The organism is Acinetobacter sp. AYS6, assembly GCF_025630795.1.
GTDB lineage: Bacteria > Pseudomonadota > Gammaproteobacteria > Pseudomonadales > Moraxellaceae > Acinetobacter.
Genome location: NZ_JAOTNV010000004.1, coordinates 178438 through 203090, shown reverse-complemented (window position 1 = coordinate 203090; position 24653 = coordinate 178438). Strand labels below are relative to the sequence as shown.

The window sequence follows — 24653 nt, the reverse complement described above, 5'->3', positions numbered from 1 at the left end:
TCAAAAAAAGTTTGACTTGAAAATACATACTGTATATCTATTGATTAGTTCCAAAAAAGAACTCATGAGAAAAACAGGCAACTAAAATAAAGGTGAATAAATGGCGGATATCATTTTGCATCAGTGGGAAATTTCCCCATTTTGTCAAAAAGTTTCAAGAATTTTGAAATTTAAAGGAATTTCATTTGAAACAGTTAACTATAACGGCATTTTGGGAGCTAAAGTTCCTTTACTGAGTAAAGTGGGCAAGGTGCCTGTCATTGATCATAAAGGACAGCGAATTCAAGACAGTACTCGAATTGCCCGTTATCTAGAAGAAACTTATCCAGATACGCCGCGGCTTTATCCGGAAGATCCAAATCAAAAAGCACTGGCAGAGTTGTGGGAAGACTGGGCAGATGAGGCTCTCTATTTTTATGAAGTATATTTACGCGTCAATGACCCTGAAGCTTTAGAAGAAGCAATGCGCATTAGTAGTATTGGTCGCCCAGCGTATGAAAAGCCAATGGTAAAAGGATTTATTTTAGCCGAATTAAAAACACAGCTTTTCTTTCAAGGGCTTGGCCGAATGAAAGCTGAACATGTTGAAGCAGAATTTAGAAAACACCTAGACCGTATCGAACAAGTTTTATCACAAAGTGAATGGTTAATAGGAGACTCCCAGACAATTGCAGACATTGCTGTGGCCGCACAACTCGGTGAAGTGATTCGTACAAGCAAAAAATTTGGTAAAGAAATTTTGGATCGTCCATTTATTGCATTATGGTATAAAAAACAAACAGGGTGAAATGACTATGACATTAGCAACACCGGATAAAACATTAGATTGTGTAGTTGTTATTGGCGTTGGGGCATCACAAGGCATTGGTGCAGCTGTGTGTCATCGTTTTGCCAAAGAAGGTTTAAAAGTTTATGTCGCTGGGCGTACTTTCCAGAAAATTGAAGCCGTAGCTGCCGAAATCCATTCGAAAGGTGGGGACGCTGTCGCATTTCGTCTGGATGCAGAAGATATAAAGCAAGTACAAGCTTTGTTTGACACAATCATTAGTCAAAATGAACGTATAACTGCTGTTATTCATAATGTAGGGGGAAATATTCCCTCGGTGTTTTTACGGAGTCCGCTGTCGTTTTTTACTCAAATGTGGCAATCCACTTTTTTATCGGCTTATTTAGTTTCTCAAAGCTGTCTAAAAATCTTTAAAGAACAAAACCACGGTACGCTTATTTTTACGGGGGCAAGTGCTTCTTTGCGTGGAAAACCTTTTTTTGCTGCTTTTACGATGGGTAAATCTGCCTTACGCGCTTATGCATTAAATCTAGCTCAAATCTATAAATCACAAGGTGTACATATTGCTCATGTAATTATTGATGGAATGGTCGATGGCGATAGAGTGAATAAAGCATTATTTGGCTTAGGGCGTTTAGCCCGTCTTACCCGTGGCACAGGTGGACTCAATATTGATGCAATTGCAGAAAACTATTGGAGGCTATACCAACAAACACCGAAGCTTTGGACACATGAGCTGGATTTACGTCCTTATCAAGAAAAATTTTGAGAGACTAAAATGCTAAAAAAAATATTTCAGAGATTTCAAAAAAAGCAGGGCTGTGTGGTCGTTGCTGGTCATGATTTACATCTGCTTGAGCGTGACTTTGTAATTTTAGATAAAAACGCCCAATTCCCGTTACATCTTTATCAAGTTGTGCATGATTCGGCTGTACAAAATATGCAAGCTCATTCTATACATGATGGTGTGACAGCAATCCATTTAAACTTAGCGAATGCAGATCACTTAAAAAGTTTAGTGCGTTATATTTCTAACCACGGCCACAAAATTGAACTATGCGTGTTTCAGCCGAACTTTTCATCTTCGCCAAATATTGAAGCCTTATCTTTAGAAGAGATTGAACATCATTGGCAAACCACAGGTTTGAGTGCGGTGAATGTAGCGCAAGCTGTCATTAAACCGATGTTAAAACAACAGCAGGGCACAGTGATTTTTCTTGGCGCGCCAAATAGTAACTCGACTCATTACGATGTATTGAGCCAAAGCATGTTCGCGAGTATTCGTGCTTTAGCGCAATCATTGGCAAGAGAGTTCCAGCCTAAAGGGATTCATATCACCTATTGCATGGTTGAAAAATGGGATAGGCAAAACCGACATTTTATTTCATCACTTAAACAGGTGTGCCAACATATCTATCAGCAACCTGATTCGGCATGGAGCCAAGAACTTAGCCTATCTTGAAGTTTTACTTTTGCAGGTTGTTAAAATACAGTACTGATCTGGAATGACGATAGAACAATAATTTCGATAGGTATTACATGGCAAAAATTAAGAGTGTTTCGCAAGCAGTTAAAGCGGTTTGTACGTTGGCAGCTTTCACGTGTGTTTCTTCATTAGCGCAAGCATATCAATATGATCAAACGGCCCGTTTAATTAACGAGCGCTTATCTTATATGAAGGATGTGGCGGGTTATAAAGCAGAACAGCATTTGCCAATTGAAGATTTAACTCAAGAAAAGAAAGTTCTCGATCAGTCTGTTTCCGAGGCGGAATCTTTTGGCTTAAATAGCGAAACAGTGAAACCATTTATTGTGACTCAAATGAATGTTGCCAAAGCAATTCAGTATCGATATCGCGCAGACTGGTTGTCGAGTCCGGAAACCAATTGGAAGCCGCAAGATTTAACAGAAGTACGTTTAAAAATTAGTACGCTAAATACTGAGCTTTTAAAAAACATTGCCAATGAACTCAAGCAAAATAACAATAAAGCACCTCATAGCTGTAGTTATATGTGGTCTGTTCAACATCCTCAAATTAAAGAGACTGACAAAAAAGCTTTATGTATGACACTAAATAAAATTAAGTTAAGAGAATGAAAAACAATAATTATTTAACTGTTTTCTAGTCAATATCACATTGACACCCAAAATCTCTCCGATTATCCTTTGCCTGCTGGCCACATTGTTAGTCGGTTTTAGCAGACCGTTTTCATCTAGGACATCAAAAAAGCAATTTTTTGGTGTCGAACTCGTTCGTCTCCCTTCGTAGCGGTAGGACGGAGGAGGGACGCCTTCGGGCGTGCCGGTTCCTAGATGACTGGTCTGCTAACCCTTCTTCGTTCTGCCACCATAATTATTTAGCAGTGATTTGGCAGAACTTCTATTTCATCTAGGAGTCCGCTATGCGTACTATTTCTTCTTTATTGGCCTTTGCCAAAGTCTCTTTATTCATTCCATTTAAACAGTCTTTCAAACGGTTTAATCGACTCTAGGTTTTTTGCGCCTTAAGAATCATTACGACTAAAAATCATAGTAACAATAAACCTGAGATAGGCGAGCACACTTTTTTGTGCCGCTTTTGCATGCCTGTTTTTAGCGCTCAGTTTAAGAGTGACCGCATTTCTATCTCATTTACTTACAACAAAAAATTATTTTAAACGGTATAACTATGCCAAATTTAGAAGCATCATTTAGAGCACTTCGCGTGCTACACGCGGCAAAAGATTTATTTAATCAATATGGGTTTTATATTGGGATTGACCGAATTATCGATGAGGCCAAAATTCCCAAAGCCACTTTTTATAACTATTTTCACTCTAAAGAAAGGCTCATTGAGATGAGCGTAACTTTTCAAAAAGACGCATTAAAACATGAGGTATTTTCAATTATTCATTCGTACCGTGAACTCATGGCCTTCGATCAGCTCAAGAAAATTTACTTTTTACATGCAAACTTAGAAGGCTTTTATCGTTTGCCATTTAAAGCCATTTTTGAAATTGAAAAGCTTTATCCTGTAGCCTATAAAATCGTGATTGACTACCGAAACTGGTTTATTAAAGAAATTTATAAGTTGCTTTTAACCGTAAAAGCGACTGCTACAGTTGAAGATGCGTATATGTTTTTATTTGTGATTGATGGAGCAATGGTCCAGCTTTTAAGTGCAAATAAGATAGATGAAAGAGATAAGTTATTAGAATATTTTATGTCGATGTTAGCTTAAGTTAACTACTTCTCTAGTGCTTAACACTTATAGAAAAGCCCTCTATTGAGGGCTTTTGTTTAATTTGTTTGAGCTTTAAAAGTCAAAAGAGGTTTGTAGATAGAAAGTACGTGGCTGTCCTATATACTTACCGCCAGTAGAGTCTGTTGAGCGAGTAAAATATTGCTTATCAAAAACGTTTTTGATTCCGCCCGCGATTTTTAAACCTTTAACTTGTGAACTTAAGTCATAAGAGGTACGTAGCGCAAATGTGGTGTAACCCGGAATGTCTCCATATTTGCCATCCGCAGTTTCTTCCGTTTGATAGACCTCGCTTTTCGGAAGATCAGGTGAATGCTGCTTAGACTGAGCAAACATATCGGCATTTAAAGACCATTTATCCACAGTATAACCTAGCCCAACATTACCGACATGGCGCGAGTAAAATGGTAAGTCTTTATCTTTAAATTTACCTTCTTCAGCTACAGCTTTGGTAAAAGTATAGTTTCCATATACTTTTAAACCTTCTAATGCGTCTGTTAGATGACCGAGATCATAACTAATACCTGTTTCGACACCTTTATGGCTAGTTGCACCTAAATCTGTCCAGATTCCATTATTAGCAGCATCACGTACCAATGAAAGCTCTTTATCAAAGTCTAGGTAGAATACGGTAAATTCGGCATTTAAACCATTACCTAGATACTTAGTTCCAATTTCATAGTTATTGGACTTTTCAGGATGTAAACCATCAGTTGTAGCAGCTGCAAATATTTTATTATTTTTTTTGTCTTCTTCAAGACGTGCCAATTGACTGTATTGCTGTGGACCAAACGATACACCAGCATTTGCAAATATATTCCAGTTTTCATTTGCTGAGTACATCACAGACAAACTTGGTAAAAATTCATCAGAATCAATTTTTGGATGAACGGTATTAACAAGACCATTTTTGTCATAAACAGAAAAGTTATTATGAGTTTCAATTGATTCGAAACGAACACCTGGTGTTATTGTCCAGCGGCCGAGTTCCATACGGTTGTCGATATATACCGCATGTGCTTTAGTGCCACCATCACTAATAGTACGTGGAGCAAAATCTGGTGCTGATGAACCAGCAGCATAAGATGCAGTACGTCCAGCAAATTCAGAACTTTCTTCTTTTAAGTAACGATAGCCTACCGTTACTTCGTTTTGAGTATTACCTAGTTGATAAATACGGGAGTAACGCGGTTCAATCGCATAGACTTTATAATCGCGTGGAGCAGAGTCGAGACGCTTTTGACCGTCATCTAACGTACTTTCAAGATTACTTGTACGGAAAGAGTCGATGTAGTAACTCAAAACTTCAAAGTTATTTTTTTCATCTTTATGGTTATAACGTAAAGAGACATCAGTACGTCGACCTGCAAAATAGTTTTTTTCACCAGAAGATTGATAAGGATTTTCTGCGTATTGGGCCTGAGTTAAACCCTCTGGCATTTCGCCTCGACCTTCATAATGGTGCAGATTTAAAGCAACTGAGTCTTTATCATTAAATTGATAAGCAGACTTTAACATTACATCATCAATATCAATTTTGTTATTTGCTTCTCGATAATTGTTTCCTTTAGTCCCTGAATACAAGAGGGCAAGGCCTAATCCATTATCTAAAGTTCCCCCTATAAATAGATTAGGGCTCAGTTTTACTTGGTCAGTACCAGATGCATATTCTGAAGTTAGGCTAACAGTTCCACTAAAATCTTGAGGAATGGCGCGAGTCGCAAAGTTGATAATTCCGCCTACGTTTTGAGGCCCAAAACGAACTGATCCCGCACCACGTACAACGTCAACTGATTCAATATTACCAATTGAAACAGGTGCTAAAGATAACTGTGGCTGACCATAAGGTGCAAATGAAAGCGGCACACCATCAACAAGAACTGTTGAGCGAGGTGATAGGCGAGATGCTAAACCACGAACCCCAATATTGAGAGAGACATCACTACCACCTGTGCCGCTACTGTCTTGAGCCTGAACTCCGGGAACTTGCTTTAGAGCTTCGCGAATTGATGTTGCAGCTGTCTCATCTAAACGCTTGCGGTTAATAATAGTTCGAGCACCAGCATGTTTGTGAACAGTTTCAGCATTTGCTTCTTCTAACCAGTTGCCTTGTGCCTTAATAGTAATGGTTGGTAATGCACTGGTAGTTGTATCTTCGGCATGTGCAGGAAGAGCGAGATAAGTACAAGCAATTCCGATTGCATAACTCAGTGTAGAAAATTTAAACTTAAAATTTGGTAGTGAAAGGGGGCTTGAGCGGTCCATGTTTATGTATCGAAATCCTAAACGATAATTATAATCATTATAGCGAAAAAGTAACAAAATTTTATAAATGTGCTTTAATATTTTTAGAAAAACTAAACATACTTTTTATCTAATCATTTTCATAGAAAAGCCCTCAAGGAGGGCTTCGAACTTATCTAAAATTAGGTGTGTCTAAAATTTTGTAAACCTTTTCTTTATATACATCATTAGAAATAACGCCTTTATCTCGCTGGTGTTTTAGCGATCTAAATTGCTGGCCACGAATTTCTCTTTGAATACCTACATTATCATGATTTCTAATGTAGTAAAGACTACGGTCATGATCACTCATATTCACTGTTTCATCAGTTGAGTACGACGGCTTAGTTTCTTTTTCTTGATATTGTTTTGCAATTTCAAAAAAATCTACATTTTGATGAGTGGCAGAATTAGAAAAGTCTTTTGGTTGTCCGTTAAATTTATGGTCTTGAGAACTCGCATTCACTTCAAGCATGCTTTTATGCTTATTAAAGTTAGGGCGATGATATTCTTGTTTCATTTGAAATGTGTTTGTTTCAGAAAATACTGCGGGAGAAAAAAGAATAATATTTAAAGATAAAAAAATTAATAAAAATCTATTCATTTCTTTTGAAGTCCAATTGAAATTGAGTAAATCACTGTATTGTAACATTAAATTTGATTTTTTGAAGGTTCAATTTTTAGAGTATTTAATCATCTGTTCAATAACACGGTGTATGGATGCGTGTAAAAGCCAAGTGTAAGTAAGGCTTTTACACTCATTTTTAATTTTGTTTTAAATATTCTTCTTTCAATTTATCCAGAAAAATAAATAGATTTTGATTCATTTCTTGGTAGTCATGATTTCGTAATTCTTCACGAGTATTCACGAATTTATAATTGTGAGCCTGATTTAATTCGACTTCTGAATGTTGAATCAACATTTCAACGACTTCTGAATTTAACTCCATATGGCATTGTAATCCATAAACTAATTTTGAATATTCGATGATTTGTCTTGGGCAACCTGCACTAAAAGCAATGATTTTTGCGTCGTAAGTTAAACCCGGCATATCATTATGCCAATGTCCAACTTCGGTCATTTTTCCTAAGTGTGAAAACTTAGAGTGGGTTATCCCATATTCGGTAAGCATAATTGGAAATTTACCAATTTCTCTTTCAGGGCTATGCTCAAATTTGGCACCTAAAGCTTCACCTATTAATTGAGAACCTAGACATACCCCGATAACGATTTTATTCGCTTCAATCGCTTTTTTAATAATTGCTTGTTCAGCGAATGAATCAAAGTGAGGGCACATGTCCACGGTCGTATCCGGATATTGAGGACCACCCATTACAATTAAGAAATCTATATCTTCAACAGAAGAGGGCAAGGCTTCATTTAAATATACTCTTGAATATGTAATTTTGAAGTTATTATTTTTGCCCCATGTTTCATACGCACCAGGTGCTTCAAAATCTTCATGAACAATAAAATGTAGCCGCATGACAGTCCTCAAAATTTAAAAGTTAATTGATAGGTCAATCGTTATAAATTGAGAATAGATTAAAAGCAGGGTGGCGTATTTAATACATCCAGTTTCTAAAAGTTATATGGTCCAGATGAGCTTTTACTATTGATGTTATTAGAAAATACTTGCTCATTTTCTTTTTTTAAAAGACTACTGATAAGTTAATTGTTAAGTATGGCTAAATAGTTCTGGTGTGACAATAGCTGTCCAATTTGTTAAGTTGTGTGGTTTTTATAATAGTGGGCGAAATTTATGAAGACATTTTTAGTTATATCTTTATTGGGTTTTGGGCTGATTGGTTGTGCCTCATCTCCATATAATTCTCAAGAAAATTATTTAAATAACGCTCCAACTACTCCCGTGAATAAAGCATTTAATAGTTTTAAAACACCTGAACACGGAGTTTTTACTGATCAAGATATCTATAATATGCCAGAGAGTTCAAATATGAATTTTCGCTACGAAGTCCCTTTTTAAAGAAAAATAAAGTATTCATTTAAACAAAGGTGGAATAAGGGTGGTTCACCACCTTTGTTGACTAGAGATAATTAATGATTAATACCCCCTTCGGGTGGTTTTTTAAATTTTAAACTGTTAAATTTTAATTATTGAAAAAAGGTACTTTAAATGAAAAATTTCACAATTATTGCTTCTTTATTTTTATTAGTTGGGTGTGCTACGGGTCATAAACAAGTCACTCCTGTTCAAGTGACTGATAATAAAATTACTTCAGAGGCCGAAAAATATAAAAAGCAATATCAAAAGAAAATTTATAAAATATGGGATATTCCAAAGTCTTCTGCCGGTATGAGTGCAAGTGTTAAAGTATTTCTAAGCGACAGTGGAGAAATTGAGCAAATCATCTTTTTAGATAAAGAAGAACAAAAATTTAAAACAAGTATTGAAAAAGCGATCTGGCGTGCAAGTCCATTTGCTTTGCCTTCTGATCCAGAAGTTAGAAAGCAAGCTAAAAAATTCAATATGAAATTTCTGGCGAAATAAGTGAATTCTTCTTAAACATGAGAGGGCAAATTTAGATTTGTTAAGGTAGATTAAATTTGCTCTCTCTTTATCTGATGTATTGAAAATATTAGGTTTCATTAGAAAAAAAGAATTTCTTTACGAGGTAAATTTCGCTTCAAAAATAAGAAGAAAATGCAATATTTCATTTTAAAGAGCAAATAAGTCAGTTTATTTATAGGCAAAAAAAATATAAAAATTGGTTACATTGCTATCAAAACCTAACATAAACAAAACTTTAAAAAGTGATTAAATTATTATAAAAAATAAGTGAATCCTTAAATATAAAGACACAGCATGAGTGAAGTAAAGAAACCTCATAGTGAAAGTAAGGCAACTTCGGTTGTCGCGTGGTGCGTCATTTTCTTTGGTATTGTTTTGGGCATTGCCTTTATTTTGTCGTATGGGCAGGTTGAAACAAGAAATGATAATTTAGACATTATTCAGGTATGGTCTAAAGAGATGGTGACAGTGGGCCTTTTTATTACATTTAATGGGCTATTGCTTGGTTACTTACTTTTAAAAATTAGTAGTATTTTGAACCATCTTGAAAATAACAAAAGCTAAAATGTATCTGAAAGTGTTAGTTACACAAATGATGTTTGTTTGGTGTTGAATGTATCTGTGAATTATTTAAGCATGGAATGACACCAGTTAAGGAAAGGATAAATCTCATGATAGATGAAGAAAAACCCTTAAATTTTGACGATGATGAAGAGCCTCTCGATTTTGCTGATGAAGAATTTATCGATGATAAAAAAGAAGATGAATTATATAACAGCATTACAAAAGATGGCTCGAGTGTAGATCCCGCAGATGATGGGGAGCGTCACATTCGCCCTGAAGATGGGGATCCCATCGAAATCGAAGAATAATTTAAAGCCCAATTCAATATTGGGCATTTTATATTTTGGACTCTTTGATTTGTATAGCGAATTAAAACTATTATCGAAATCTGTTAGACGAGTGCATCATAAGAGAAAAAATAAGATGACAGGGCATTAAATGCAAAAAATATTGGACTATCTCCGTAAGCTTTTTATTGCCAAATCTCAGCAAGATGCAGCAGTGGATCAGATTGCTATGGCAACTGATAATGGCGACGAATTAATAGGTATCGCTGTTGACGAGATGTCTCTTAGTGTGGAAGGTGTAAACCTAATCTGTAATTTTGAAGGGTTAAAACTCAGCGTCTATGATGATGGTACTGGTGTATGGACTATTGGTTATGGAACAACACGATATCCTAATGGTAAGCGTGTAAGTGAAGGAGACCAATGTACGCTTGAACAAGCTAAAACTTATATGCAGCACGATTTAAAGATATTTGAGCGTGCAGTAAATAGTTCTGTAAAAGTTCCTTTAAAACAAAATCAATTCGATGCATTAGTCTCTCTAGCCTATAACATTGGGGTAAGTGCCTTTAAAAACTCGACCTTACTCAAAAAGTTAAATTTGGGTGATTATAAAGAGGCTGCAAACCAGTTTGATGTATGGGTCAATGCTGGAGGTAAGCGTTTGCAGGGGTTGGTTAATCGCCGTGCAATCGAAAAGAAATTATTTTTATCGTCATAATAGTGCTTTCAATTTTTATTAAACTTTGTCAAAAACTTATGAAAAAGCCTAACCATTCGAGGCTTTTTCATATAGAAGTTGAATAGACTAACTTTTGTCACCTAGGGTGATTCTGAGCCTATTTAATGCTCCCATGAGTGAAATGCTAGTCGTCAACTCTACAATCTCTCTTTCACTAAAATATTCAGCTAAATGAGCTTTCACAGGTTCAATTTTTTCAGATAGAAAAGTGACTGCCTCTGCCAGTTCAAGTGCAAGAAGCTGCTTCTTTGAAAAGGCATTTGAATGTTTATAGCCCGGAATTTTATCAATCACTTCTTGGCTTACTCCCATGTCTCTTAATTCCTGAGCATGAAAAGCGCAGCAGTAGGCACAGCCGTTAATTTGTGACACATACAACTCAGCTAAAGCCACTATTTGAGGATCAATGCCTGAGGCGCGAATAGATGCATGTGCTGAGTACAAATGATTAATCGTTTTTTTAGCAACTTCTTTATATTCCATAATATGGGTCAGTCTTTTGATAATAAAAAAACATTATTGACTACTAGGTATAGATTGTAAATTAGGCACTATTTTGTTATATAGGTATATTTTTTATACTTAAATAATCAATGAAAGATAATATTTCTGGCTGTTCCGTAGAAGAGGCAATGACCGTATTAGGTGGTCGCTGGAGAATGTTAATTATTTCTTTTCTCATCGAAAGACCGATGCGTTTTAATGAGCTAAGACGGGCAATACCTAATATTTCTCAAAGAATGTTAACTTTAGAATTACGTTTTCTTGAAGAAGAAGGGTTTATTAACAGAGAGGTTTTTGCGGAAGTCCCTGTTAAAGTTGAGTACTCGTTAACAGAGGATGGTAATAAATTAAACTGTTTAATAGACGTGCTAAAAGAAGTGGGCTCTTGGCTAAAAACAAGATAACAGAGTTTATTTTATAGTTTGATTTACTGGGTTTTAGATCATGCTGACATCGTATCTCATTATTTTGATAAGACCATTTATACAAATTTTAGGCATAAAAAAGCCTGATGCTACGAATCAGGCTTCAGTATTCATCGACAATAGGAGTTGATGAACACCACCAATCTAACAGACCTGCTCTATAAAGGCAAACCCATGGTCGACCGAGCAGTTCAGATAAGTATAAGTTTTCTCAAATTATAGGCATTAAAAAAGCCCTTGCTCGAAAGCGAAGGGCTTAGTCGTTCATTGATCTAGCAATGAACTATATAAGGCTCATCTCATACTAAGTTCAGTATATCTGAAATTGAGGCAACAGAGAAGAAAACCTTCTAAATATCTTCCTCATTCTATTTAGATTCAATTTATTTAGTCCTATAACAAGTTACATCTTTGATAAATCAATACACAAAATTTGCACTTTGCATTTTTGAGGGTGTGGTATTTGTTTGTAGGTTCATGGCTGGATTGTCTTAGGACATCGAAGGATAGCTATTTAGAAAATCTTCAAGAAAGAAGTTCAAATAAATATATCAATGCATCAAGGTGTTAGTGTTTAGCAAGGAAGTAAAGATGAATTTGATTAGATTAAAAGAACTTTCACTAATGAGTAATGCTGTTTTAACCCCCCAATTAAACAATTGGCCTTATGTCCCATCTGGAAATACGGGAGGTGCGTCCTGTAACAAGCAGAGAGACAACTTTTCGGAACAATCTGATAAGAAATTTTATAAAGAATGGCTGAAACAACAAAAGAAAATACTTAAAAGTATTCCGAGTAATGCCGTTTTAGTCAGCATGAAAGACGCTATTTAGACTAAAAATGAGATGAGTTTATAAAGATATAGATTACAAGGATGGGCTTTTAGCTAAATAACTTTACGTAGGTATACTTGTTAGACATAACTTGTTCTGGAGATACTGAAAATATCAATAAATAGCAAATCGAATAAGGTGAAACGGGCAAATACACAATAATAAAAAAAGCATGTCTGTAGAGGTAAATTTTTATGGCTAATCTTCATCAGAAAACACTTTTTGATATCTTGACTCAACATCAGGCTTATCTTTATCGAGCATCTTCAAGAGCGGTTAATGAACTTCTCAATTTATTTAATTCTGAAACCGTTAATATGCTTGCGAAGTTAAGTAACTTGTTAGATGAGCTAAATGAAAAGGAAAAAGCGGCATTAGCTGGGGGAGTTTATTCAACAGCCAATTTAAGAGAGATACGTGCACTTATTTCTCAGTGGTTTAATTTGATTAATGAAGCTCTCAATGACACTTTTACAATATCTGCTGTGGCATTGGCTCTATATGAAGCCCGATATATGTCAAAAATTTTTGGTGGTAAACATAAAGAGTTAAAAGGCGAACAGCTCTATAAAACTGCTAAACGGGTTCCTTTAGCAGGTGGGGCATTAGTGGATGAGTTATTATCTAAAATTGCTGAGGTAGCTCGTCAAAGAGTTGAATATGCAATTCGGGATGGTCTTAACAATGGCGCACCAACATCGCAAATTGTTCAGCGTATCCATGGAACTAAACGACTTAAATATGAAGATGGACTACTAAATAGTACTAAAACGGATATTGAACGAACTGTACGTACAATTCGGAGTCATATATCAAATCAAGCCTATTTAAATAGCTATAAACAATTAAAGTTTGAATATGTCAGATTTGTAAGTGTTCTTGATGGAAGAACATCGAAAACATGCGCTTCACTTGATGGTACGGTATGGCACCTTAATGACCCAACAAAAAAAGTTCCTCCTTTACATCCTCATTGTCGCAGTATTTTAGTCCCGACTCTTGAAAATGGTCAGCTTATTGGAAGTCGAGCATTCATAATGGATGAAAGAAAATTTAAAGATATTCCTAAAGATGAGCGCGAACAATTAATAGGTCAGCTAGATGCAAATACTTCTTTTAAAGAGTTTTTTAAACTCACAGATGATTTTTTTCAAAAAGAATGGCTAGGGCCTAAAAGATATCAATTATATAAAGAGGGACAATTTGACTTTGATAAGTTTTTTGACCCAGAAGGGCGGTTATATACGCTTGAGGAGCTTAATGAACTTGATGAGCGTGCTTTTAAAGTGTTGGGATTATGAGCTCAGGTAACTACATTTTGAAATACGATTTATATTTTTAATAAAGTTTAGTTTTAACTCAATATACACACTTAAACAATTAGTTGAAAAAAATTTCCATCATTGAATCAAATAGCATGTTAAGTTTTTCTCAATCATAAAAAATTTAGGAAGGATTAAAACATGAAATTTTCCTACCAAGATCTAGCCGGAAATAGTATTGAAGTGGAGTGTGAAAGTTATATTCATATACCCTCAGGAACAGCAACAAAATCTACAGAGGCTGGTAATTATCACCCTACTGAAAACTTCAGTTTTTTTAAGAAAACTGAAGCTGATTCTATACCCATCTATCGATTTGCTATTGACCGAAATTTTAATGTTTTTAATAGTGATGAATTGCCTGCATTAGCTCAAATTGGTACTGACTGGAAACAATTAAGCTAAGTTCTTACTCAAAAATAGAACCCTCAATTGAGGGTTTTAAACTAAAAATTTTAACAACTATTTCTTTTTAAACACGAGCATTAAGCCGAGCAAAATTGCAATCATTCCTATTAAACCTGCCAGCGGTAACTTATTTTTTAAAATTAGGAAATCTAAAAGTGCAGTAACGATAGGAACCAGATAGAACAGGCTTGTCACATTGACAATATTGCCCTGACTTAAAAGCCGATAAAGTAAAAGCTGAGCAACTACAGAAATTAAAATTCCAAGAAATAAGACTGAAATAATCAGTTGTAAATTCCACGTTATTTCAAAATGTTCAAAAGGAACTATAAATAAGCAGACTACCAGACTGATTACATATTGTAGGGGTAAGACATCTGTAGGAGCTTGTTGAATGTTCTTTTGCATTATGGCTCCAAAGGTTATACAGATGAGGGCAGTCAAGGCAAAAAGTATACCGATTGGAGCAATAAACGACATGGTTAGGCTTTTCCACACTAAAAGAATGAGCCCTGCTAAAGCAATCAATAAACCGAATAGCCTTTCTTTTTGTAAATTCTTTTCTAGAAGGCAAAGCGTTAAAATGGGTTGGATTCCCATAATTGTGGCCATTAAACCAGGAGTAACTCCGTAAGCCATCGCTTTAAAATAGCAAATTGAATACCCTGCAATAATCAGCAGCCCTGTAAGCAGAACTTGTTTTCGAGTTCCAAATTTGGGTAAAAGTCTTTTTCTAAAAAGAGCAAGTAATAAAAGCACAAGCAAAGCAGTTGAAAAGCGCAGAATTAATAAGGCTATGGGGGAGGCATTATTAAGTCCCCATCGAGTAAAGATAGCGGCACTACCCCAGAGCAAAACAAAAATGGATGTTGCACTTTGTGAAGCAAGCATCTGTTTATTTAGGCGCATAAAACCTCCTCCTAGTGCGTAATACCTAAGAAATAGCAAGTGATGAAATTGTTAGTAAGTGCAGCTATTAACGTGTTGTTCAGTCATTAAACAATTCACGGATAGCTTCTTTAAGAAAAATGAATTGTTTTAACTTTTTCTAAATCCAGTATGGAAGAGAGAATAGATAAAGAAAAGCGCATAATTCTTTTATATACTATTTGAAAATCGAATAGATAAATTGAAATGAATATAAAAAACTTACAGATTGATTGGCTGAAGTGTTTTGTTACAGTGGTAGATACAGGTTCATTATCGAATGCAGCGCCTGAGTTATATCGTTCCCAATCAGCTGTTAGCATGCAATTGAAAAAACTAGAAGAAGCTTTACATTGTCAACTCTTAATCAGAACTCACCGACAAATTGAATTAACCTCTCAAGGACAATTACTTTTAGGTTATGCACGCCGTATTCTCGATTTACATGCAGAAGCACAAATGGCATTTCATGGAGATGAACTGAAGGGACGTATACGACTTGGAGTACCTGATGATTATGCTGCTAAATATTTAACGCCCGTACTCAAGCGGTTTGCGCCACGTTATGGAGGGGTGGAAATTGAATTGATCTGTGAGCAGTCGACTTCTTTAATTCCACAAGTAGAAAGTGGTGATATAGATCTGGCATTAATTTCGAGAGATAACGCCCGTCAAGGAACACTTTTATTTCATGAACCTATGGTATGGGTAGGCTCTCCTCAGTTTGAACTCTGGCGAGAAGACCCGCTTCCGATTGCAGTTTACGAAAGTACAAGTCAAGCGAAAAAGAGTGCTATCAATTCTTTAGCGTTACAAGGGCGGCGTTACCGTGTTGTATACAACAGTTCAAGTTTAGCGGGACAAATTGCAGCCGTTGAAAGCGGTTTAGCAATTGCCGTGTTTACTCAGTGTAGTGCACCACAGCATTTAACAATATTAGGTGCTGATCATGGCCTTGGTCCTTTGGAACCTATGGAAACAGCAGTTTATCGGAGTAGGGCATCTTTAGAATCGAAAGCTGTTGACCACTTATATGAGCTTTTAATCAAAACACTTAGACATTCAGTTAATGTTTAATGACCAAATTTTAAGTTGATATTTAGAGGTGATACTAAAGAGATTTACACTTCTTTATTAAATCTACAAAAAAGCCTAGAAACCTATGCTGATCGTAAAACGAATAAAAAGTATTTATTAACTCATCAATCTAAACAATTTATGAGGTGAAATATGAAAAAAATTATGACTACTTTAGGTTTAGCTGCCATTATTTCTTTAAGTGTGAGCGCTTGCCAAGGTGAAAACGATACAAAACAGCAAGATAAAACCACAACCCCTCATTCAATGGATAAAGATTCATAATTTTAGATGAATGAATGCTCAGGCCCATCGTAAGATGGGTTTTTTTATATCTTTTTATTTTATCTTAAAGTGTGATTTGTAACTCAAAATATTTATTTTTAAAGGCGCTGTTCAAAATATGTTGACTAGTATACTAGGTTTTAAATATATTTAAATTCAACACGGATCATTTTAAATATAACTCTATATTTAAAATAAATGGTTCAAATGCTATCAGATCAGAAATTTAACCTTTAAATTTGATTATAAAAATATTAATTAATCAAGGAGGTGGGTATGGACGCTAAATTTCATTCTGAAAATGAATATGGTTTTATTCTAGATATTTTGAACACTTACATGGTGGTCAAGAAAACACAAAAAGATGATTATTATCCTTATGATTCATTTGGTTATCTTCTAGCTCTTTATCAACCGCTAAAAGTTTATATACCTCAACTTCCTCATCCAAAAATTTATATTGAGATTGGTGGAATTTCTTATGACAGAATGATTGTGGGGCAAACACAAAATGAAGCCGAAGCCATAAATATTTTATTGGATTTAGGACAACTTGTTGTTTGAGCTTTAAGTACAGAATTTAATTTACTTAAGAAAAAGCTTTCTTAAGTAAATTAATTATAAATGTCATGGGCTATAAAGATGGTGGTCAAAAGAGAAAACTCCAAGAAGATAATTGATAGTTTTATTCCTCAATATTAAACAAAGTCTCTAATAAGATACAAAAAACCACAAAAGCTAAATCTATAACTTTAAAAGAATTTGTTTATATAACTAAGAACATTAAAAGTAGGTCATCGTAATGAAAAAAATATTCTTGGCAACCCTAACTGGGTTAGCTTTATTGGGTAGTAATGCGGTATTTGCTAAACCAGATGCTACCTTAATAAAAGAAGCGACAAAAAATGTAGTTACAGTGTCTAAAGCAAAAACTTTGGCTGATGAAACTGGAGTTACTTTAACCGGTACAATCGTAAAGCATATTGCTGGTGATCATTTTGAGTTTAAAGATGCTACGGGTTCAATTGTAATTGATGTAGATGATGACTTGTGGAAACCTCTACAATTAAAAGCGGGCGATAGAGTACGTGTTATGGGAGAGGTAGATACTCATAGAGTTAAGCCTACCGATATTGAAGTTTTTCAAATCGAGCGTGTTAAATAAAAACAGATCATTTATATAAATATTGTTTAGAGCAAACAAAAAAGAAAACTCCTATTTTTAGGAGTTTTCTTTTAAAAGGGGATAATTTTTTATGAATGCTTTGCATTAAATGCTTCATGACAGCTAGTCAAAATAGAACTAATCTTTTTTAAGTATTTTACCGATCGTTAAATTATAATTTTATATATTTCTGCCATTCATCTGAAAATAATGATAACTATTTCATAAAATTACTATTGTAAATGTGATAGAGTTGTCTAAATTAATATCGTTTAAAAAATATACTGATTGATAAAAAAGGCAACTCGGCTATATTCCATAAATATATTGCAAAATTGGCAATATATTTCTAGGATGGAATAAAAATGAAAAAAAGAGTAATAAAAATAGCAATAGTGAGTGCATTATCGGTGTTAACAAGCATGAGTTATGCGCAGGAATTTAAAAAATTCTCTGTGTCTGCTGGTTGGTTACATGTAATGCCACAAGGTAAAGCTAATCCATTTAATATTAATACTGCTGTTAAAAATGGAACCACAGCTAAAGTCGGTACTATTTCAACAACAAGCTTTTTAAACTCAATTGATCCCAATGCTACTATGACTGATATGGGAGGAGGGGTTTGGAATTTAAAAGAATCCCTTACAGAGTTTTTAGCTCAACCCGAAATCCAAGATCAACTTACAGACGGTAATGGGAATATTCTAGCTGATGTTGCTGGTACAGCCCGAATTGAGGGATTGGAAAGCTGGCAGCAGCAAGATGCGGGACTAGAAGTTGATGATGTAGACACATTAGGTTTAACATTTAACTATTATCTGAATGATAATGTGTCTTTACAATTTATTGGCGGTATCCCACCTAAAGTTGATGTAAAAGGTAAAGGAGAAATCCTAGCACCATTAAGTGGAGTTGCCATGTCTCCTAATGGTCTAGTTCAATATCTATTCCCTGACGGCTTTACCCTAGGTCAAGCGATTCCAATTACCAACTTAGGAAACAAATCTAAAGCTGCATCTATTCGAGCGTGGACGCCAACCATAGAAGCACAATATCAGTTTGGTAAAAGTGGGGTAAATAAGTTTAGACCTTATATTGGTGCGGGCTTAATGTATGCTCATTTTAATGATATTAAACTTAATGATGGAATTCACTCTGATCTAGTCTCTGCAGGTCATATGATTCAAAATGTACTAGATGGTAAAGCAGGCGCTGCTTTAGACCGAAAAGAGTCGAGTGGAAAAATGGTGGTTAATGTCGATACAGATGACGCAATAGCTCCTATTTTTACTGCTGGTTTTACCTATGATTTTAATGACTCATGGTACACGGTTGCTTCTGTATCTTATGCAAAACTAAACAACAAAGCACAAATTGATGTAGTCAATCAAAATACGGGAACTCGCTTAATCCATGCTACAACAAAAGTTGATATCGATCCCCTTATTACCTATTTAGGGGTAGGGTATAGATTCTAATATTTTTATTTTTTAAAAAGGGTATCTCAGAGTTACTTAATATTTGAAACTTTGAGATACTTTATTTTTTACTAGTTATAAAAAATAACTACTACTCATCAAACTCATACATAAAGTAAAATTTTATAAAAAATATTTTTAATATAATAATTTAAAATAATTTTGAGGATAGGAAATTGAAAAAAATCATTAAAACTTTATTATTATCTACACTCATTTCAACTATATCTTTCTCTGTTTTAGCTAAAAATACTGAACAAAAAATTAATTTATTACAAGGTTCACCTCATACTACTTTAACTGGAAAATTTCAGGGTTATGAAGATGTGAGATATAGAGTTTATGCAAAGAATGGACAAATATTGAAATTTAATATCAATAGTCTTGGTAATTTAGCCTATGTCAATATTTTTGCACCGGGTAAAAAACCGGGTAAAGATAATGCATTATTGATTGGCTCAACTGTAGGATCGACAGGAGAACTCACTTTACCAGTTGATGGTGATTATATTGTTCAAGTTTATCAAATGCGTAATAGTGCTCGTAAAAATAAAACTGTGAAATATAATTTAGACATCGAATTATTAAATAAATTAAAGAGATAATAGCTAATTAAATTTACTAGCTTTCACATGAGAGCTAGTAAATTTGAAAAAAGATATAAATAATAATTATTCGGCTAAAGAAATTGACTCATGAATAGCGCAACTTTCAACAAAGATTTGATCATGTGAAATGAGTAGGACAGCACCTTCATAGCTTTGAATTGCGGTAGCTAATAATTCTCTAGATTCAATATCTAAATGATTTTCTGGTTCATCCAATAGCAGAAGTTCGGGGGTAGGGTGGATCTGACTTAGCGCCAATAACGCTACTTTTAGTTTTTCCCCACCACTTAGCTGAGACAGAAGATAAGCACCTTTATCACCACGGATTCGAAGTTGACCTAATAAATTTCTCCACTCTAATTCTGAAAGGTCTTTATTCATGTGAGTTAAATTCTCAATAACAGACATCTCATCACGTAAAAAGCTAAAGTTTTGATCGAGATAAAAACACTCTACTAATAAGTGAATGCTGTCAGAGGGCTGATTTTTCTGTCCATTGATTGCTTTAAGCAGTGTTGATTTTCCACTGCCATTTTGACCTGTTATGTGAATTTTCTGGCCTGCCTTTACCGCTAAATCTATGGGCGTTTGAGTGCCATATTTCAGTTTGAGTTTTTTAATTCGAAGAATTTCTCCAGATTTTTTATGAAAAGAAGGGAAGACAAATTGTTGTGGCTTGACTGTTTCAAGACGCATTTTTTTGTCTTTTAAATCATTTTGACTATTTGAAATTTGTCGTTGTTGTTGAGACTGTATCGCCGCAATACTTTGGCCCGCTTGTTCCTTTTTAAAGTCGAGCAAAATTTTAGCTTGAGAATTTGATTCGCGTATTTTATTCCCAACACGTTCACGTTTTTGAGCTTTCATTAATACGTCATGTTGTTTTTGCTTCATCTGCTTAACGTCGCGTTGAGTTTGTTGAACAGAGTGTTCTAAAGCCGCTACATGAGATTGATATTGCTCATAGAATTTCTCATAATTTCCGGTTATGTGATGCAAGCCATGCTCATTTAAATGATAAATATGGTTTACTTCATTTAACAACGTTCGATCATGGCTAATGATAAGTGCACCTGCTTGGTGTTTCTTCAAATGATCAATTAACCATTTTCTAGATTCCTGATCTAGATGATTACTGGGTTCATCAAGTAGTAAATAATGATCTGATTTTAAAAATAAACAGCTTAAAGCCAATTTGGTCTTTTGACCTTCGCTTAATTTTTCAACTGGAAATTCTAAATTAGTGGGCAAATGAGCAGACTCTAATAAGTTATTCCATAAGGTGGGCAAATCCCAGTTGCCTTCTAATAAATCATAATCATTGAAGCTAGCAACACCTTGCTCAACTCTCTTAAAAGCTTGATAAAGATCTAAAATATCTAATGCTTCAGCTATGGTCCGACCTGTTAACCGATGCAATTGAGGTAAATAAGCATGTTTTATATGCCAAGCTATTTGCCCCGATGTAAGAATTGAATCAGATTTAAGCGTCTGGTTTAACATTTGCATCAGCAAAGATTTGCCTTGACCATTGCGGCCAATTAAAGCAGATACGTGATTTGATTCAAGACTAAAATTTAGTTGTTTAAACATGACTTTAGAGGGGAATTCTAAAGTGAGTTCTGATATTACACATGCCTGCTGAGTCATAAAAAAACCTCATAAATACAGGATGTACAAAATAGTAAAAGTAGTTTTAAGCAGAGACGTTAAATCACAAAAAATAGTCTATTTTGCACATCAAAAAAAGAAAAAAATGATGAGAAAAAAAGACTTACTTCATTGGCGTGACTCACGAAATTGAAAAGAATAATAAACTATTCTAGCTAGATTTTTGGCTAGTGTAAAATTTATACGTTTGTTTTATTAAAAAACCCAATCTAAAGATTGGGTTTTATGCCTCTAAATAAGGTTTATTCTTTTACAACCAATACCTGAATTTTAGTGCTGTTTAAAACATCTTGAGCAAAACTACCTAAAATAAGTTTTTGGAAGCCTTTACGACCATGAGAACCAATCACAATCAAATCGGAACCTAAGCCCTCTACAGCTTTAAGAATGCCATCTGAAGAAATTTCACCTTGGATAATTTGAGTTTCGGCATCAATACCTTCTTCGGCGCATAAAGCTTTTACTTTTGCGAGGGTTTTTTCCGCATTGGCGCGTGCTTCAACAAAATAATCTTTTACAACAGGTGAGATGTAATAAAAATCTACGCCACTAAAAGGATCTACCGCAACTAAGCTAATAGCGGTCAATTTACTTCCAAATGCCTTTGCAATATGTGCGGCTTGTCTTGCTGCTGCAAAAGAAATTTCAGAACCGTCGACTGGTACAATAATATGTTGGTAATTCATAATGTTATTCCTCTTATTTACAGTTGTTATATGTATGAAGCATTTATTAATTAAAGATTAACATATTTCATTCTTGGTAGACATCTATTCGATCAATGTAACTGAAAATTAAATAAATTTATTTAAAATCAAACGTTTGTTTTGGTTTTTTATTGGCGTTTATTGAGTTTAAGCGTTATTGCCAAACAATCGATAATATTTACATGAAAATTACAAAAAATTACTGTTCATATTTCTGTCATATAGAAAACGTATAACAAAATAGTAAATGAAGGGGGAGAAGAAGATGGCTGATTTAACAGCAAAGAAAGTGAATAAGCTTTTAGAGGAATTCCGTCAAACAGGTAAAGAACCGGAAAAGTTAGTCATTGGTTATAAAACTTATGCCAGATTGATGGCAGAAGATAAATTTGCAGAAAAAGTTGTTCCTTCTCTTGAAGATTCAAAAGAACGATTATATAAAAATTTAAAAATTAAACTTGTGACTGAAAAGCATTACTTTGAAATTAAATAAAAGTTATGTGAAATTCATCACAGCATATTAAACTAAAGTAACACTAAATAAGTTTAATAACATGTTCATTGTATAAAGATACAAATTAATATTGTAATCAACATTTGAAAACAGCAATCGTTTATAAACTCGATAGAATAAATTGCTTTTATTTTAAGTAGTGGAATAAATTGAAATGCCAACACTCAGTGTAATTATATTTTATTTTTTGGCTATATTAGGCAGTATAGCGATTATTTGTGGATTAGTCAGTTTAAGTGTTTTTTTAATTTTTATAGGATTAGCACTATTATTTGCAGCATTACTATTAAAGAAAGAGTTTAAATTAGATATTTTATTTTGGAAATAAATATAATATGAATTTGTATTTTTGATTGTCTATAGAATTATTTTAATAGAACTGAAAAGAAAATTTCAGTTCTAAAAAATTGAATTATTTTTATGATAAGTTTTAGTTTAATAATATTTTTTTATCAAAATTATTACAATAAAATATAAAAGAAGAAAATTTAAAATTTATTTAAGTGTTTAAAAATAAAAAAGTTTCATTTAGGATAAAAGTAAAATTGTAAAAGCATTTTTAGCGATTAAACAATAACAAAGCGAGGTGAGCATGACTTATAAGTATGAGTATGCAGGGTTCTGGTTAAGATTTGGTGCAATGATTATTGACACTCTTATTCTTTTTTTAGCAATTATTCCTGCAGCTTGGATTTTTTATCAAGGGGATTACGACTTAGTCTTTGCTACCGGTTTAAGTACGAAGCCACAAAATTATTGGTTTGATTTAATTGTGAACTATGCATTTCCTTTGTTGTATTCAGTTTTATGTTGGCTGTATTTTGCAGGTACTCCAGGTAAACGATTGATGCGATTAAAGGTTTTAGATGAAAAAACCGGCGATAAGCTAACACTCATGCAGAGTATTATTCGATATATTGGCTATATACCGTCAATTATAGTATTTGGTATTGGTCTTTTTTGGGTCGCATTTGATGCTAAAAAACAAGGCTGGCATGACAAAATGGCAAAATCAGTGGTAGTAAGAGAGCTATAAAAATAAGATTATAAAGCGTTCATAGCATTGAAAAAGGGGCTATGAACGCTTTTTTTATTAACTTTTTTTGACTTTAAATTTAAGTACTACAAATACAATAAGACCGACAATGAGTCCCCAAAAGGCTGAACCAATACCAAAAAATTGAATGCCTGAAGCGCTGCATAAAAAGGTAAATAATGCAGCTTCGCGGTCTTCAACCTGAGCAAATGCGATGGCTATGTTGTGGCTGATCGTACCAAATAAAGCAATGCCAGCTAAAGCTACAATAAAGATATGTGGAAAAGACATCAGTAAGCTTGTCAGCGTTGCAGCAAACAAACCCATTAAGATATAGAAAAAGCCACAGCTCATGCCAGCAATATAGCGTTTACTTGGGTCTGGGTGGACTTGATCATCTAAGCTTACCGCAGCACTAATTGCAGCAATATTGACGCTATAACAGCCAAAAGGTGCAAGCACAACTTGGGTTAAACCTGTCCAGCCAATCAGTTGATTAACATGTGGTTTATAGCCATAACTTTTGATCATGGCAATTCCGGGTAAATATTGGGAAGCCATGCTAATCACAAAAAGTGGAAGAGCTAATCCTAAAAGTGCTGACCAGCTAAATTCAGGACTAATCCAAACTGGTTTCGCCAAAGACCACTGAAGAGTCGGCATATGAAATTCTAAAAAGACAGGACACAGCGCAATACCTGCAAGAGCAGTAAATACAATGCTATAACGCGGCCATAATTTTTTTGTAATGATATAAATGACAAGTAAGGATAAAACGAATTCCCAATCATTTTGTAAACTGGCGAACAGGGAAATACCAAATTTGAGTAAAACACCTGCAAGCATAGCACTGGTTAAGCTTTGAGGAATATATGAAAGTGCTTTTTGAAATATACCTGAAAAGCCTAAAATAGCAGTCAGTAAACCCCCTATTAAAAAAGCTCCAATGGCTTCATTTAAGCTATAGCCACTGCCTGTTGCCATAATTAAAGCGAGGCCTGCGGTTGACCATGCAGTTGCTACAGGGTATTTAAATTTCCAAGAAAGGATAAGTCCTGATAGACCAATACCTAAGCCTAAGGCCCAAAACCAAGAGGTGATTTGTTCGGGTGAAGCTCCTAAAGCTTGAGCAGCCTGAATGACTAAAACGGCCGAAACACTAATACCTATTAAAAAAGTAATAAAGCCGGCAAATACTGCTGGAATTGAAAAATCTTGAAGAATCTTTTGCATAATAAGTGTTCTAAATCCAAG

31 protein-coding genes and 1 pseudogene are annotated in these 24653 nt (G+C 34.5%); 24 read left to right on the top strand and 8 right to left on the bottom strand.

The annotated features are described in order from the left end of the window. Positions 1 to 100 precede the first annotated feature (100 nt). The 5 genes from OD757_RS01840 (at position 101) to OD757_RS01820 (ending at position 4007) form a co-directional block, all read left to right on the top strand. Positions 101 to 787, top strand: coding sequence for a glutathione S-transferase family protein (locus OD757_RS01840; protein WP_263030671.1), 687 nt, complete (start codon positions 101 to 103; stop codon positions 785 to 787). Positions 788 to 794: 7 nt separating this feature from the next. Continuing rightward, positions 795 to 1556 (top strand): SDR family NAD(P)-dependent oxidoreductase, encoded by a 762-nt coding sequence (locus OD757_RS01835; protein WP_263030670.1) that lies wholly within the window; start codon positions 795 to 797, stop codon positions 1554 to 1556. 9 nt (positions 1557 to 1565) lie between these two features. Beyond that, positions 1566 to 2249 carry an SDR family NAD(P)-dependent oxidoreductase gene (locus tag OD757_RS01830; protein ID WP_263030669.1) on the top strand — a complete coding sequence of 228 codons (684 nt, stop codon included), beginning with the start codon at positions 1566 to 1568 and terminating at the stop codon, positions 2247 to 2249. Positions 2250 to 2326: 77 nt separating this feature from the next. Then, positions 2327 to 2884: a chorismate mutase gene (locus OD757_RS01825; protein ID WP_263030668.1), complete on the top strand. Its 558-nt coding sequence runs from the start codon at positions 2327 to 2329 to the stop codon at positions 2882 to 2884. A gap of 571 nt (positions 2885 to 3455) precedes the next feature. Beyond that, a complete protein-coding gene (locus OD757_RS01820) occupies positions 3456 to 4007 on the top strand; it encodes a TetR/AcrR family transcriptional regulator (RefSeq protein ID WP_263030667.1) in 552 nt (183 codons plus the stop codon). A gap of 75 nt (positions 4008 to 4082) precedes the next feature. On the opposite strand, the gene OD757_RS01815 is transcribed toward OD757_RS01820, so the two are convergent. The 3 genes from OD757_RS01815 to OD757_RS01805 all read right to left on the bottom strand — a co-directional run bounded on the left by OD757_RS01815 (position 4083) and on the right by OD757_RS01805 (position 7798). Continuing rightward, positions 4083 to 6293 (bottom strand): TonB-dependent receptor family protein, encoded by a 2211-nt coding sequence (locus tag OD757_RS01815; RefSeq protein WP_263030666.1) that lies wholly within the window; start codon positions 6291 to 6293, stop codon positions 4083 to 4085. A 151-nt stretch (positions 6294 to 6444) separates the two neighbouring features. Next, positions 6445 to 6963 (bottom strand): hypothetical protein, encoded by a 519-nt coding sequence (locus tag OD757_RS01810; protein WP_263030665.1) that lies wholly within the window; start codon positions 6961 to 6963, stop codon positions 6445 to 6447. A gap of 112 nt (positions 6964 to 7075) precedes the next feature. After that, positions 7076 to 7798, bottom strand: coding sequence for a type 1 glutamine amidotransferase (locus tag OD757_RS01805; RefSeq protein ID WP_263030664.1), 723 nt, complete (start codon positions 7796 to 7798; stop codon positions 7076 to 7078). Positions 7799 to 8074: 276 nt separating this feature from the next. Here OD757_RS01805 and OD757_RS01800 point away from each other — a divergent pair, with 276 nt between their 5' ends. The 5 genes from OD757_RS01800 (at position 8075) to OD757_RS01780 (ending at position 10417) form a co-directional block, all read left to right on the top strand. Further along, positions 8075 to 8299: a hypothetical protein gene (locus OD757_RS01800; protein WP_263030663.1), complete on the top strand. Its 225-nt coding sequence runs from the start codon at positions 8075 to 8077 to the stop codon at positions 8297 to 8299. A 150-nt stretch (positions 8300 to 8449) separates the two neighbouring features. Continuing rightward, positions 8450 to 8824 carry a TonB C-terminal domain-containing protein gene (locus OD757_RS01795; RefSeq protein WP_263030662.1) on the top strand — a complete coding sequence of 125 codons (375 nt, stop codon included), beginning with the start codon at positions 8450 to 8452 and terminating at the stop codon, positions 8822 to 8824. A gap of 315 nt (positions 8825 to 9139) precedes the next feature. Beyond that, positions 9140 to 9409, top strand: coding sequence for a hypothetical protein (locus OD757_RS01790; protein WP_263030661.1), 270 nt, complete (start codon positions 9140 to 9142; stop codon positions 9407 to 9409). A 107-nt stretch (positions 9410 to 9516) separates the two neighbouring features. Beyond that, positions 9517 to 9717 (top strand): hypothetical protein, encoded by a 201-nt coding sequence (locus tag OD757_RS01785; protein WP_004791647.1) that lies wholly within the window; start codon positions 9517 to 9519, stop codon positions 9715 to 9717. A gap of 130 nt (positions 9718 to 9847) precedes the next feature. Then, on the top strand, positions 9848 to 10417 hold the full coding sequence (locus tag OD757_RS01780; protein ID WP_263030660.1) for a lysozyme: 570 nt from the start codon (positions 9848 to 9850) through the stop codon (positions 10415 to 10417). A gap of 87 nt (positions 10418 to 10504) precedes the next feature. Here the strand turns inward: OD757_RS01780 and OD757_RS01775 are convergent, their stop codons facing one another. Beyond that, positions 10505 to 10921 carry a carboxymuconolactone decarboxylase family protein gene (locus OD757_RS01775; protein ID WP_263030659.1) on the bottom strand — a complete coding sequence of 139 codons (417 nt, stop codon included), beginning with the start codon at positions 10919 to 10921 and terminating at the stop codon, positions 10505 to 10507. A gap of 110 nt (positions 10922 to 11031) precedes the next feature. On the opposite strand from OD757_RS01775, the gene OD757_RS01770 reads away from it, so the two are divergent. The 4 genes from OD757_RS01770 (at position 11032) to OD757_RS01755 (ending at position 13928) form a co-directional block, all read left to right on the top strand. After that, positions 11032 to 11346, top strand: a complete 315-nt coding sequence (locus OD757_RS01770) for a winged helix-turn-helix transcriptional regulator (protein WP_263030658.1) — start codon at positions 11032 to 11034, stop codon at positions 11344 to 11346. A gap of 612 nt (positions 11347 to 11958) precedes the next feature. Further along, entirely contained in the window at positions 11959 to 12201 is a 243-nt protein-coding gene (locus OD757_RS01765; protein WP_263030657.1) for a hypothetical protein, read from the top strand. A 194-nt stretch (positions 12202 to 12395) separates the two neighbouring features. Continuing rightward, entirely contained in the window at positions 12396 to 13502 is a 1107-nt protein-coding gene (locus OD757_RS01760) for a minor capsid protein (RefSeq protein ID WP_263030656.1), read from the top strand. A gap of 162 nt (positions 13503 to 13664) precedes the next feature. Then, complete coding sequence (locus OD757_RS01755) at positions 13665 to 13928, top strand: hypothetical protein (protein ID WP_009390188.1); 264 nt, start codon at positions 13665 to 13667, stop codon at positions 13926 to 13928. A 57-nt stretch (positions 13929 to 13985) separates the two neighbouring features. Here the strand turns inward: OD757_RS01755 and OD757_RS01750 are convergent, their stop codons facing one another. Then, a complete protein-coding gene (locus OD757_RS01750; RefSeq protein ID WP_263030655.1) occupies positions 13986 to 14840 on the bottom strand; it encodes a DMT family transporter in 855 nt (284 codons plus the stop codon). A 225-nt stretch (positions 14841 to 15065) separates the two neighbouring features. Here OD757_RS01750 and OD757_RS01745 point away from each other — a divergent pair, with 225 nt between their 5' ends. From OD757_RS01745 to OD757_RS01715, 7 genes and pseudogenes are all read left to right on the top strand, one after another. Continuing rightward, complete coding sequence (locus OD757_RS01745; RefSeq protein ID WP_034678034.1) at positions 15066 to 15935, top strand: LysR family transcriptional regulator; 870 nt, start codon at positions 15066 to 15068, stop codon at positions 15933 to 15935. Between the two features lie 153 nt (positions 15936 to 16088). After that, complete coding sequence (locus OD757_RS01740; RefSeq protein ID WP_009390132.1) at positions 16089 to 16220, top strand: hypothetical protein; 132 nt, start codon at positions 16089 to 16091, stop codon at positions 16218 to 16220. 276 nt (positions 16221 to 16496) lie between these two features. Continuing rightward, the gene (locus OD757_RS01735) at positions 16497 to 16784 is read left to right on the top strand and encodes a hypothetical protein (RefSeq protein WP_009390141.1); all 288 of its coding nucleotides are present in this window, start codon (positions 16497 to 16499) and stop codon (positions 16782 to 16784) included. Positions 16785 to 17022: 238 nt separating this feature from the next. After that, positions 17023 to 17385, top strand: coding sequence for a NirD/YgiW/YdeI family stress tolerance protein (locus tag OD757_RS01730; protein ID WP_262145344.1), 363 nt, complete (start codon positions 17023 to 17025; stop codon positions 17383 to 17385). A 365-nt stretch (positions 17386 to 17750) separates the two neighbouring features. Continuing rightward, entirely contained in the window at positions 17751 to 18863 is a 1113-nt protein-coding gene (locus tag OD757_RS01725) for an OmpW/AlkL family protein (protein WP_263030654.1), read from the top strand. A gap of 55 nt (positions 18864 to 18918) precedes the next feature. Further along, positions 18919 to 19005 (top strand): annotated as a pseudogene (locus tag OD757_RS01720) (hypothetical protein); the annotation flags it as partial. 34 nt (positions 19006 to 19039) lie between these two features. After that, on the top strand, positions 19040 to 19468 hold the full coding sequence (locus tag OD757_RS01715; RefSeq protein WP_009390116.1) for a PPC domain-containing protein: 429 nt from the start codon (positions 19040 to 19042) through the stop codon (positions 19466 to 19468). A gap of 66 nt (positions 19469 to 19534) precedes the next feature. On the opposite strand, the gene OD757_RS01710 is transcribed toward OD757_RS01715, so the two are convergent. Both OD757_RS01710 and OD757_RS01705 read right to left on the bottom strand, forming a co-directional pair. Then, positions 19535 to 21121 (bottom strand): ATP-binding cassette domain-containing protein, encoded by a 1587-nt coding sequence (locus tag OD757_RS01710; RefSeq protein ID WP_263030653.1) that lies wholly within the window; start codon positions 21119 to 21121, stop codon positions 19535 to 19537. 263 nt (positions 21122 to 21384) lie between these two features. Continuing rightward, positions 21385 to 21828, bottom strand: a complete 444-nt coding sequence (locus OD757_RS01705; protein ID WP_263030652.1) for a universal stress protein — start codon at positions 21826 to 21828, stop codon at positions 21385 to 21387. A 286-nt stretch (positions 21829 to 22114) separates the two neighbouring features. On the opposite strand from OD757_RS01705, the gene OD757_RS01700 reads away from it, so the two are divergent. The 3 genes from OD757_RS01700 (at position 22115) to OD757_RS01690 (ending at position 23399) form a co-directional block, all read left to right on the top strand. Then, complete coding sequence (locus tag OD757_RS01700; protein WP_009390128.1) at positions 22115 to 22342, top strand: hypothetical protein; 228 nt, start codon at positions 22115 to 22117, stop codon at positions 22340 to 22342. A gap of 175 nt (positions 22343 to 22517) precedes the next feature. Continuing rightward, entirely contained in the window at positions 22518 to 22691 is a 174-nt protein-coding gene (locus OD757_RS01695; RefSeq protein ID WP_263030651.1) for a hypothetical protein, read from the top strand. Between the two features lie 264 nt (positions 22692 to 22955). Beyond that, positions 22956 to 23399: an RDD family protein gene (locus OD757_RS01690; RefSeq protein WP_009390068.1), complete on the top strand. Its 444-nt coding sequence runs from the start codon at positions 22956 to 22958 to the stop codon at positions 23397 to 23399. 57 nt (positions 23400 to 23456) lie between these two features. Here OD757_RS01690 and OD757_RS01685 read toward each other — a convergent pair whose 3' ends face one another. Next, positions 23457 to 24632: a benzoate/H(+) symporter BenE family transporter gene (locus tag OD757_RS01685; protein WP_263030650.1), complete on the bottom strand. Its 1176-nt coding sequence runs from the start codon at positions 24630 to 24632 to the stop codon at positions 23457 to 23459. Positions 24633 to 24653: the final 21 nt, after the last annotated feature.